Genomic DNA, 12,330 nt, shown 5'->3' on the forward strand with positions numbered 1-12,330 from the left:
CTCAGGCCTGCGTCGGCGCTACATTGCGCGGCCATTCCAGCAGCACGTCGTGGATCGCATCGGCCTCGTCGAGGCGCAACGTCTGCGTGACCTGCCGTTCGCCGTCGAGCGACAGGACCGGCTCGGCCACATCGGTCTGTCGCACCTCGATGCGGTAGACCGCCGCGCCATGCCGCAGCTGGATGCGATAGCCCGGCCAGTCGCGCGGAATGCACGGCGACAGCCGCAACGTGTCGCCCTGCCGCACCAGACCCAGCAGCGATTCGCCGAGCAGCCGGTACATCCAGCCCGCCGAACCGGTGTACCAGGTCCAGCCGCCGCGGCCGATGTGGGGCGCGACGCCATACACGTCCGCCGCCATCACGTAGGGTTCGACCTTGTATGTGGCGACGCCCGCCGCGTCGCGCGCGTGGTGCACTGGACTGATCATGCGCGCGAGTTCCCAGGCGCGCTCGCGGTCGCCGAGTGCGGCGAAGGCCATCGCCGACCACACCGCCGCGTGCGTGTACTGGCCGCCGTTCTCGCGCACGCCGGGCACGTAGCCGCGGATGTAGCCCGGGTCGTGCGTGGTGTGGTCGAACGGCGGATCGAGCAGCTGGATCAGCCCCGCATCGCGCTTGACCAGATGCGTGTCGAGCGCGGCCATGGCCGTGCGCGCGCGGTCCGGGTCGGCGGCGCCCGACAGCACCGCCCAGCTCTGCGAGATCGAATCGATCCGGCACTCGTCGCTGGTATGCGAGCCGATGGGCGTGCCGTCGTCGAACCATGCGCGCCGGTACCAGCCGCCATCCCAGGCCTGCGCTTCGAGATTGGCCTGCAGGCGCGCGGCGGCGTCGCGGCACGTGGCGGCGAACGTCGCGTCGCCGCGCGACCCGGCCAGCGTGACGAAGCGCAGCAGTACGTCGTAGAGGAAAAAGCCCAGCCACACGCTCTCGCCGCGACCGCCCTCGCCCACCCGGTTCATGCCGTCGTTCCAGTCGCCCGTGCCGATCAGCGGCAGGCCGCGCTCGCCCAGCAGCGACATGCCCCGTTCCAGCGCCACCACGCAGTGCGCGTAGAGCGTGTCCGCACGACCCGATGGCACCGGCAGGTCGTAGTAGGACTCCTCGTCGGCGTTGACCAGCCGGCCTTCGATGAAGCCGACCGCCACGTCGAGCACCGCGGCATCGCCGGTCGCCTCGACATAGCGACATGCGGCGAGTGGCAACCACAGGTAATCGTCCGAGCAGCGCGTGCGCACGCCGCGATCGGCCGGTGGATGCCACCAGTGCAGCACGTCGCCCTGCGGGAACTGGTGGGCGGCGCTCGCCAGCAGATGCGCGCGGGCGAGTTCCGGTGCAGCGTGGACGGTCGCCATCGTGTCCTGCAGCTGATCGCGGAATCCGAACGCGCCACCGGACTGGTAGTAGCCGCTGCGCGCCAGATAGCGGCAGGCGAGCGTCTGGTAGACCAGCCAGCCGTTGACCAGCAGATCGATGCCCGGCTCGGGCGTTTCCACGCGCACCGCGCCCAGGGTCCTGAGCCAGTGCATGCGCACCGCGTCCAGCGCGTCGTGCGCCGGCTGGCTGCCGCGCAGCCGGGCGGCCAGCGCCAGCGCGCCGTGCATGTCGTGCGCGACGCCGAGGCGGAACACGACCTCGCGGCTGCCGTCGACCGCCAGCTCGACCGGCACCTGCAGCGCCAGACACGGATCGCGTCCGGCGCCGATGCGCCCCGACAGGCGTTCGCGACGCAAGGCATCCGGCGCGCGCATCGAACCGTTGCGTCCGAGGAATTCGGCACGGTCGCCGGTGAAGCTCCGGTCCGCGCCATCCACGTCGAAGAACGCGACCCGACCCGCGAACTCGGTGTTGTAGGGATTGCGCGCGGTCAGCAGGCCGGTCGCCGCGTCGTGTTCGCCCACGACGTGCATCTGGGTCTTGACCCGCAGATCGCCGAGCACCCATTCCACGTAGCCCGTCGCCGACACGCGCCGCGGCCGACCGGACAGGTTGCGTAGTTTGAGTACCGAGAACTTCACCGCGTCCTCGGCCGCGACATAGATCCACAGCTCGCTGGCGATGCCGTCCTCGACATGCTCGTAGACGCTGTAGCCGAAGCCGTGGCGCGTGCGATACGCCCCGCGCCCGCGGATCGGCAGCGGCATCGGCGACCACAGGTGGCCGGTCTCCTCGTCGCGCAGGTACAGCGCCTCGCCGTTCGCGTCGCTGACCGGGTCGTTGTGCCACGGCGTGAGCCGGAACTCGTGTGCGTTCTCGGCCCAGGTGTAGCCCGCGCCGCTCTCGCTGACGACGGTGCCGAACTGCGCATTGGCCATGACGTTCGACCAGGGCGCGGGCGTCGTCTCGCCGTCCTCGAGCACGATCACGTACTCGCGGCCATCGGCGGAGAACGCGCCGGTGCCGTTGTCGAACTGCAGCTGCGGGTGCACCGCCTCGAACGGCCACGGATCCTCGTCGGCCTGTGCACTCTCGATGATCTGCGGCAGGTCGTAGCGGCCCGGTGCCGCCGGACCGGACTCGGCGGGCGGCGCGAGCGCGAGCAGCGGCACGGCGCGCTCGGGCGTGACGTGGCGGGCGACCTGCGCGGCGAGCGTGCCGCGCTGGTCGCTGACGATCACGCGCGCGACCGACAGAAGCAGAATACGGTCCTCCTGCGAGATCTGCTGGGCGGGCCTGACGAAGATGCCCCCGGGGCGATCGAGCACGTGGCCCTCGGGACCGGCGGAGACCAGACCGAGAATGCGCTCTTGCAGCTGCTGCCGGTAACCGGCCTGGTCCTCGTTCCAGATCAGCAGGTCCACCTGCAGGCCCTTGAGGCGCCAGTAGGCGTGGGCCTGCACCATCTGCCGCACCAGCTCGATGTTCTCCGCATCCGCGATCTGCACAAGCACGATCGGCAGATCGCCGGAAATCGCATGGCCCCACAGACCCGACTGCCCGCGACGGTTCTGCACCAGCACGCCCGGATCGGCGCGCAGGAAAGGATGGGCGAAGGTGATGAGCCCGGCGATGCGCTCGTAGAGCTGGGCATCGGCATGGCTGGCGCCGATCTGCCGGCGCACGACCTGGCTGTGGGTCCAGGCGAGATCGAAGACACGGTCGGCCAGGCGCCGGTCGCGGTACTTGTCGATCAACCCGGCGCAGGCCTCGCGCGCGTCCGCGATGCCGGTGACCACGTCCAGCACCGCCGTCTGGTCCGGCGCCAGCGTGATCCGCACGCGGATCGCCACGACCGGATCGAGCACCGAGCCGGCGGTGTCCGACAGCGGCCCCGCAGACTGCAGCGCCAACGGCGCGCGCGGCGTGCGCCCGCGGCCGACGAAGCGTGCGCGGTCGGTTTCGTAGGAAATCTGCGACAGATCCACGCCGTGGGCGGCGAGCATGTGGAACATCCACGGCTGTGCCTCGTCGTGCGCACGCGGCCGGCGCGTGCACAGCAGCGACTGCGTCGCCCGCACGATCTCGGTCTGCACGAACAGGTTGCTGAAGGCCGGGTGCGCCTCGTCGGAGACCGCAGGCGCGATCACGACTTCGGCGTACGTGGTGATTTCGATCGTGCGCGGCCGACGCGAGCGGTTGGCCAGTCGCAGGCGACGCAGTTCGATGTCGTCCTCGGCGGAGATCGCGACTTCCAGATGCGAATCGATGCCGCGCCGGCGTCCGCGGAACTCGGCCTTGGCCGGCGAGAAGATCGCCTCGTACTGGTCGACCGTCGTGCAGGTGGGCTGGAACGCGGCCGACCAGGTGTCGCCATCGTCGACGTCCTGCAGATAGCAGAAGCTGCCCCAGTGGTCGCGCGTGCCGTCCTCGCGCCAACGCGTCAGGGCCAGGTCGTGACAGCGCAGTGCGCTGCCGCCGGCGTTCGTCAGCATCGCGTGCATCCGGCCGTTGGACAGCAGCTGCACCGCCGGGCGCGTGGTGTCGGCGCCGCGGAACAGACGCAGCTGGGCATCGTCCTCGGCCACCGACGGCCGCACGTCGCCCACGTCGACGGTGTGCGGACGGAACACGCCTGTGCGCGGCACGCGTTCCTGCAGCAACAGCAGGGTCGCCTGGAACTCGGGATCGGAGACGAAGCGCTTCTGCATCGGCTGCTCGCGCAGCAGATGGTCGAGCGCGAGGAAGCCCATGCCCTGGTGGTGCGCCATGAACGAGCGGATGACCGCGTGGTGCTGTCCGCGCGGCAGTCGCGAGGCGGTGTAGTCGATCGCCTCGAAGAAGCCGAAGCGGCCGGTGAAGCCGTCGGCCTCGAGGCGCTGCAGGTTCTGCGTGGCCGCCTCGGGCGCGACCATGAGCGCCATCATCGTCGCGTACGGCGCGATCACGAGGTCCTCGGCCAGCCCGCGCTTGAGGCCCAGATCGGGCACGCCGAACGCGCGGTACTGGTAGTTCATGCGCGCATCGACCGCGTTGTAGCCCGACTCCGAAATGCCCCAGGGCACGTCGTGCAGCCGGCCGTAGTCGATCTGCGCCTGCACCGCGTGATGCATGGTCTGGTCCAGCAGCGTGTCCGGATAGCCCGGCATCACCAGCTGCGGCATCAGGTACTCGAACATCGAGCCGCTCCACGACAGCAGCGTCGGGTCGCCGTCGACCTCGGTCAGCTGCCGGCCCAGCGCGAACCACGTGTCCTGTGGCAGACGTCCCTGCGCGATCGCGACGAAACTGCACAGCCGCGCCTCCGAAGCCAGCAGGTCGTAGTGGCCGGCATCGAGGCGCGCGGCATCGACGTCGAAGCCGATCGACAGCAGATGGCGTGCGCGGTCGTAGAGGAAGTCGTACTCCATCAGCGCGAACTGGCCCGCGCGATGGGCCAAGGCCTCGAGCGCCTCGATGCGCGCCTGTACCCCGGCGGCAGTGGCCGGATCGCCCGCCAGCATGCGCAAGGTCGGCACCGGCGCCTCGATGTCGAGGCGCGATGCAGGCAGCGCGTCCTGCGCCGCGTGCACCGCATCGGCCAGACGCATGACCCAGGTGGCGGCGTCGTCGTGCAATGCGGCGCGCGCTGGATCCGGCGGCGCGCTGCGCACCAGCGCGTCGGCCAGCGGCGCCAATGCGTCGAGCGCATGCACGGTGGCGGCTGTCGATTCGGGCGGCGCGCCGCAGACGGCATCGAGCCGCATCCCGAAGGCCTCAAGCGAGCGCGTCCAGTCGACGTCGCCGGCAGCGAAATCCGTGCGCAGCACGCCGAACGTGTCGGCCAGACCGGCGAAGGTCTGCGGCGCGACGACCGGCGCATCGATCAGCGCCAGCAATCCCTGGCGCAGCGTCAGCAGATGGCCGGCGAGATTGCCGCTGTCAACCGTCGAGATGTAGCGCGGAGGCAGCGGCGCGAGCGTCTCGGTGTCGTACCAGTTGTAGAAGTGGCCGCGATGGCGCGGCAGCAGATCCAGCGTGTCGAAGACGCGCGCCGTGCGCGCAGCGACGACGTCGGCCTGCACGTAGCCGAAATCCCAGGCGCCCAGGTTGGCCAGCAGCGACAGGCCGATGTTGGTAGGCGAAGTGCGGCGCGCGACGACCAGCGCCGGATGTTCCTGGATGTTGTCCGGTGGCAGCCAGTGGTCGTCCTCGCGGATGTTGACCTCGAAGAAGGCCCAGGTGCGACGCGACACCCGGCCCAGGAACGCCCGTTGCGGCGGCGACAGCTGCGCGCGGCGCTGCCTGGGCGGTGCGCCGAGCCAGGCCATCAGCAAGGGCGAGCCGGCCCACAGCGCCAGCACCGGCGCGGCGACCCAGAGTGCCGGCGCGTTGAGCACGCCTACGGCGACGGCGAGCAACGCCGCCAGCACCGGCACCCCGGCCATCTCGCGCAGTTCCGCCGCGCCGCGCTTCCCGAGCGTGCGCTCGACCTCGCTCGATGGATTCCACTGCAACAGGTGACGCCGCGTGAACAGGGTGCGCCACAAGGTGACGACGATAGCCGACAGGCTGTACATCGCCTCGTACGGCAGGCAGGCGAAGTTCACCACCGCGCGCCGCAGACCGCGCCACGTCGCCACGCCGACCTGCTGCAGATGCGCGTCGAGCGCGACATCGGGCGTCTTGGACAGCAGATCGCGCAGTGCGGGAATCAGGACCGGCGCGAGGAACACCGCGAGCAGCCACAGCGTCCACGCCAACGGCCGCGCGTGGATCATCCAGCCAATCGCCAGCAGCGCCAGCAGCGCCGCGGGCACGAGGCTGCGCCGCAGATTGTCGAGCAGCTTGCCGCGCGACAGCCATGTCAGCGGATTGCGCTCGCGCGTGCCGTCGGCCGCCGGCACCCGCGGCAGCAGCCACGGCAGCAGCTGCCAGTCGCCGCGGATCCAGCGATGGCGGCGCTTGACGTCGGCGGCGTAGCGCGCGGGATAGTCCTCGTAGAGGCTGACGTCACTGACCAGACCGGCGCGCGCGTAGCAGCCCTCGAGCAGGTCGTGGCTGAGGATGCGGTTGTCGGGCAGGCGTCCGTGCAGCGCCTGCTCGAACGCGTCGACGTCGTAGATGCCCTTGCCGACGAACGAGCCCTCGCCGAACAGGTCCTGGTAGACGTCCGAGACCGCACGCGTGTACGGATCGATGCCGGGCTCGCTGCCGTACATGCGCGCATAGTGGCTGATGCGACGGCCGCTGAGGCTGCTGCCGACACTGGGCTGGAGAATCCCGTAGCCGCGCGTGACGCGGCCGCGTGCGGGATCGAAACGCGCCTGGTTGAGCGGGTGCGCGAGCGTGCCGACGAAGGCGCGCGCCGCATCGCGCGGCAGCTGGGTGTCGCTGTCGAGGGTGATCACGTAGCGCACGTTCGCCAGCACCGCGACGTCGCCCACAACGCGCGCGAAGGCCCCGGTACCGGCGCCGCGCAGCAGTCCGTTGAGCGCCGCCAGCTTGCCGCGCTTGCGCTCGTGACCGATCCACTTGCCCTCGCCCGCATTCCAGACACGTGGACGGTGCAGGAGAAAGAAGCGGTCGCGGCTGCCGGCCTCGCCATCGTCGGCGTAGCGGGCGTTCAACGCCTCGATCGCCGAGGCGGCGTAGTCGATCAGCGCCGCATCCCCGGGCAGGGTCTGCGCATCGGCATCGAAGCCGTCGCTGAGCAGCGCGAAATGCAGGTGCGCGTCGCGGTTGGCGAGGAACCGGACTTCCAGGCCTTCCACCAGTGCGTCCACGCCGTCGGTGTTGCCGAACATGCACGGCACGGAGACCAGCGTGCGTGCCGTCGCCGGAATGCCGTAGGCGTAGTCCAGGCGCGGCAGCGGCTTGGGCGCGACCAGCACGGTCGCCATCCAGTTGGTCAGGGCGATTCCGAGTTCGCTGAAGACCAGCACGCCCAGCACCGCCAGCAGCCACGTCGGCACGGGACCGTTCGCGACCTGTCCCAGCAATCCGGTCGTCGCGAGCATCACGACGATCGCGATCATCGTCAGATACGCGCCCAGCGGGACCGTGCGTGGGGCCATGCGGATCGGCGGCCGACCGGTGCGTTCGGCGAGACACGCGATGGTGCGCGCCCGACCGTCGTCGACGAGGTAATAGCCGACATGCCCTTCGATGGCGTCTGCCGGATGCGCGGCGGCCAGTTCGACGGTCAATTGCGCGACGGCCAGCTCGTCCACGTCGGCACGGCGCGCGATCTTCTCGATCGCGTGACGGTAGTGGTCGCGCGTGCCGAAGTCCATCAGGCCGTAGGTGGCGGCCGGATCCTCGCGCAGCGCGGCGTCGACCAGGCTCATGGTCTCGACGTATTCCCGCCAGTCCATGTTGGCCAGGAACCGCAGGCTGCCGATGCTGTTGCCCACCGACACCTGGTCGGCGGCCTGCTGCTGGTTCTCGGCCAGCACCAGCGCGTCGACACGCAGCCCCGATTCCCCGAGCCACTGGTCCACCCACCCCAGCGGCATCGCCATCATCGCGCCGCGCCCCTGCAGCCCGCGCACCAGTTCGGCGACGAAGGCGCCGGTGGCCGGCGGCCGGCTGCGGGCCATGTCGGCGACGACGAGGACCACGTCCTTGGGCGAGTCGGCCGCGGTCGCGTTGAGGCGCTCGGCCCAGGCGCGTGCGCGGCGCTGGTCGTCACCGTCACGGATCACCCGCACGGCCATGCGGCGCAGGTTTTCCAGCACCGCGAGGCGCAGCATGATCGGCACCGCCCACAGCTCGCCCAGCGTCAGCGGCGTCACGGTCTGGTAGGCGGCGACGAAGCGGCTCAGCGTGACCGCATCCACCTGTCCGTCGCCATGCGCCACGGCGTCCATCGCCAGGTCGTAGACCCGCGGCAGCCCCGCCGACGGCCCCTCGGCCAGCACCGGCAGCTCGCGGCTGTAGCCCTTGGGCAGATGGCGCCGCGCCAGGCGCACCTGCTCTTCGACCAGGTGGTAGTTGTCCAGCAGCCACTCGCCGGCCGGCGTGATCGGCAATTCGTCGCGCACCATGACCGCGAGGAACACGCGCGCCTCTTCGAGCAGACGGGCGTTCTCGTCCAGGCGCGCCAGCAGGCGGTCCGGCGATCGTCCGGTGCGCACGCGATGGGCGTTCGCCAGATCGCGACCATGCCGCTCCATCTGTTCGGCACTGAACAACTGTGCGCGCAGTGGTGCCTGAACATCGAGATTTCCGGGCACGGCCGGGACGGCATTGCGGGGGACGCGGCGTCGCAGACGCAGCCAGCGGCGCGCGATCCTCGAAGCAAGGGGCATACGGGATCCTGTCGCCGGTGGTCGAAGTGGGCGCGATCATCGCGACCGGACCCGCGAGGCCATGTGATGGCAACGCGAGCCGACGCCAGCGAAATCGCAGCGGACGCGAACCGGTTCAGGAGACGTTGGGAGTGCGCAACTGGCGCGTTGGCGACGGAACGGGCGATTGCCCGACATGCCGCATCTTCGATCCACCGATCCGATGACGCCTGGATCAGGTGGTGGGCGGTACAGGGTTCGAACCTGTGACCCCTACCATGTCAAGGTAGTGCTCTACCGCTGAGCTAACCGCCCGAAGGGTGCGCATCATACACCGGATCCGCGCGATGTCGAACATTTCGCGCGAACTTTTTTACGAGGCCAGCGTCGCCGCCTTGATCTTCTGGATCCGGTCGCGGATCCGCCCCGCTTCCTCGAACTCCAGGTCGCGCGCGTGCTGGTACATCTGCTGCTCGAGCGCCTTGAGGGTGCCGGCCAGCTTTTCGGGCGACATGGCCGCGTAATCCTCGCTCGGCTCGGCGACCTTGCGGGTCTTGCCGCGCCCCTTCTTCTCCTGCTCGGGCTCGGCGCGCGCGCCTTCCATGATGTCGACGATCGCGCGCGCGACCGACTTGGGCGTGATGCCGTGCTCGGCGTTGTACTCGACCTGCTTCTGCCGGCGACGGTCGGTTTCGTCGAGCGCCATCTGCATCGAGTTGGTGATGCGATCGGCGTAGAGGATCGCCTTGCCGCGCAGGTTGCGGGCGGCGCGGCCGATGGTCTGGATCAGCGATCCGCCCGAACGCAGGAACCCTTCCTTGTCCGCATCGAGGATCGCCACCAGCGAGACCTCGGGCATGTCCAGGCCTTCGCGCAGCAGGTTGATGCCCACCAGCACGTCGAACTTGCCCAGTCGCAGGTCGCGGATGATCTCCACGCGCTCGACGGTGTCGATGTCCGAGTGCAGGTAGCGCACCTTGATGTCGTGCTCGCCGAGGTACTCGGTGAGGTTCTCGGCCATGCGTTTGGTCAACGTGGTGATCAGCACCCGATCGCCCATCGCCACGCGCTCGCGGATCTCGCCGAGCACGTCGTCGACCTGGCTCGCCACGGGTCGGATCTCGACCACCGGATCGATCAGGCCGGTCGGTCGCACGACCAGTTCGGTGACCTGCCCTTCCGACTTTTCGAGCTCGTAGGGACCCGGCGTGGCCGAGACGAAAATCGCGCGCGGCGCGCGGCCCTCCCACTCCTCGAACTTCAGCGGGCGGTTGTCCATCGCCGACGGCAGACGGAAGCCGAAATTGACCAGCGTTTCCTTGCGCGACCGGTCGCCCTTGTACATCGCGCCGATCTGCGGAACGGTCACGTGCGACTCGTCGACCACCAGAAGCGCGTCCGGCGGCAGATAGTCGAACAGGCACGGCGGCGCCTCGCCCGGCATGCGCCCGGTCAGATGCCGCGAGTAGTTCTCCACGCCGTTGCAGTAGCCGACCTCGGCCATCATTTCCAGATCGAACTGCGTGCGCTGCTGCAGCCGCTGCGCCTCGACCAGCTTGTTCTCGGCGTAGAACTGCTCCAGGCGCGGCGGCAGTTCGGTCTTGATCGCCTCGATCGCCTCGAGCGCGGTGCGGCGCGTGGTGACGTAGTGCGACTTGGGATAGATGGTGTAGCGCGGCAGCGTGCGCTTGGTCTCGCCGGTCAGCGGGTCGAACTGGGTGATGCGCTCGATCTCGCCGTCGAACAGTTCGATGCGCAGCGCTTCGGCATCCGATTCGGCCGGATGCACGTCGATGGTCTCGCCGCGCACGCGATACGTACCGCGCCGCAGCTCGGTGTCGTTGCGGCTGTATTGCATCTCGGTCAGGCGACGGATCAGCTCGCGCTGGTCGATGGTCTCGCCACGCACCATGTGCAGCACCATCCGGAAGTATTCGTTCGGATCACCAAGGCCGTAGATCGCAGAGACCGTGCAGACGATGATCGCGTCGCGCCGCTCCAGCAGCGCCTTGGTCGCCGACAGGCGCATCTGCTCGATGTGCTCGTTCACCGAGCTGTCCTTCTCGATGTACGTATCCGACGACGGCACGTAGGCCTCGGGCTGGTAGTAGTCGTAGTAACTGACGAAGTACTCGACCGCGTTGTGCGGAAAGAACGACTTGAACTCGCCGTAGAGCTGAGCGGCGAGGGTCTTGTTCGGCGCCATCACCAGCGTCGGTTTCTGCACCCGCTGGATGACGTTGGCGATGGTGTAGGTCTTGCCCGAGCCGGTGACGCCGAGCAGGGTCTGGTGCGCCAGACCGGCCTCGAAACCGTCGACCAGCTGCTCGATCGCACGCGGCTGGTCGCCCGCCGGCTGGTAGGGCGAAACGAGCTGGAAGGCGGCGGGATGGATGACGTCGTTCATGGCAGATCCGGTCCGGACAGGCGTGATCAATGGGGGCGCCAACGCGCCTGGTCAACATTCCAGCGTCATGCAGCCGTCCGCGCTTCACGACCCGGACAGCCCGACGGCGCAGCCGCCCACCACGGCGACGGGCGGAATCCGACCTCGTTGGCAGGCATCGACCGGCTGCGCCCGACGGGCCGCTGGCGGAGGCTGGACGTCCTGCAGGATCGCAGGGTGCCGGTGCAGGAGACGAGACGGAAGATCGCGAACGGCAACCGCAGGGCCATTCGCCACCGATCGCCACGCCTCCGGCCGCAACAGGACAAGGATGTCCGCATGTGTCCAGGCAGCAAGGCGCCCCGCCCGCTCCGGCGGGCGGGGCGCTTCTTCCACCTTTCCGGCTCGCTGGCGCGCATGACGACGCCTCCATCCCACGAACCGGCATGCCTCGAGCGCGGCAGCCCCGACAGGATCAGCACGCTCGACCACGTTCGCCATGCGGCGATGACTAATCGTGGGACGCCGCCACGCGGCGCCCTGCAATTGCAAAGCCCTGATCGGACACGCGGCGTCACGCTGGTCGAGCTGATGACCACGCTCGCCATCCTGACGATCGTCAGCACGTTCGGCATGACCGCCTTCGCCGACGCCATCGCGCGACACCGCGTCCAGACCGCCCTGCACCTGATCAGCGCCGATCTGGCAATGGCGCGCAACACCGCCATCACCCGCCGCAGCCACGTGATCGCCTGCCCCGGCGATCCGTTGATGGGATGCCGCCTGGACGCGAACTGGAGCCACGGCTGGATCGTGTTTTCCGATCCCGATGGCAATCGCCAACCCGACAGCGAGCGTGACCTCATCCGCGTCGGCAACGCGCCATCCGGCGCGCCGCAACACCTCCGCCTCGCCTCCACCCGCAATTTCGTGCGCTACCAACGCGACGGACGCAGCGCCGGGACGAATCTCACCATCAATGTCTGCGCCGGCACCCTGCTGCAGGGGCAAGTGGTCGTGAACAACCTGGGCCGTGTGCGCAGCGCTCGTCCTGCAAGCGAGCAGAGCTGCCCGCACTGATGAACCGCCCGCCGCGCGGCCTTCGCGCAGCAGAACCCACGCCTGCAAATCCTGCCGCCAACAACGAAAAAGGCCCGCATTTCTGCGGACCTTTCGCGTTTGGCGCCCGAAGTTGGACTCGAACCAACGACCCCCTGATTAACAGTCAAGTGCTCTAACCGGCTGAGCTATTCGGGCGGGGAGGCGTATTCTAATCGGTCAGCCGGACCCGTCA

General features: G+C 69.2%; 3 protein-coding genes and 2 tRNA genes. 1 reads left to right on the forward strand and 4 read right to left on the reverse strand.

Annotation, left to right across the window (positions count from 1 at the left end; all coding sequences use genetic code 11):
• Nucleotide 1 precedes the first annotated feature (1 nt).
• The 3 genes from E2F49_RS06820 to uvrB form a co-directional block, all read right to left on the reverse strand.
• Nucleotides 2-8,671, reverse strand: a complete 8,670-nt coding sequence (locus E2F49_RS06820; protein WP_133393113.1) for a glycoside hydrolase family 94 protein — start codon at nt 8,669-8,671, stop codon at nt 2-4.
• A gap of 219 nt (nt 8,672-8,890) precedes the next feature.
• Nucleotides 8,891-8,965 (reverse strand) — tRNA-Val (locus tag E2F49_RS06825).
• Between the two features lie 58 nt (nt 8,966-9,023).
• On the reverse strand, nt 9,024-11,057 hold the full coding sequence (gene uvrB / locus E2F49_RS06830; protein WP_133393114.1) for an excinuclease ABC subunit UvrB: 2,034 nt from the start codon (nt 11,055-11,057) through the stop codon (nt 9,024-9,026).
• 147 nt (nt 11,058-11,204) lie between these two features.
• Here uvrB and E2F49_RS06835 point away from each other — a divergent pair, with 147 nt between their 5' ends.
• Nucleotides 11,205-12,116 (forward strand): GspH/FimT family pseudopilin, encoded by a 912-nt coding sequence (locus E2F49_RS06835; protein ID WP_165971137.1) that lies wholly within the window; start codon nt 11,205-11,207, stop codon nt 12,114-12,116.
• Between the two features lie 100 nt (nt 12,117-12,216).
• Here the strand turns inward: E2F49_RS06835 and E2F49_RS06840 are convergent.
• Nucleotides 12,217-12,293: transfer RNA gene (locus E2F49_RS06840), tRNA-Asn, on the reverse strand.
• Between the last annotated feature and the right edge of the window lie 37 nt (nt 12,294-12,330).

This window comes from Luteimonas terrae, from assembly GCF_004358165.1.
Lineage (GTDB): Bacteria > Pseudomonadota > Gammaproteobacteria > Xanthomonadales > Xanthomonadaceae > Luteimonas > Luteimonas terrae.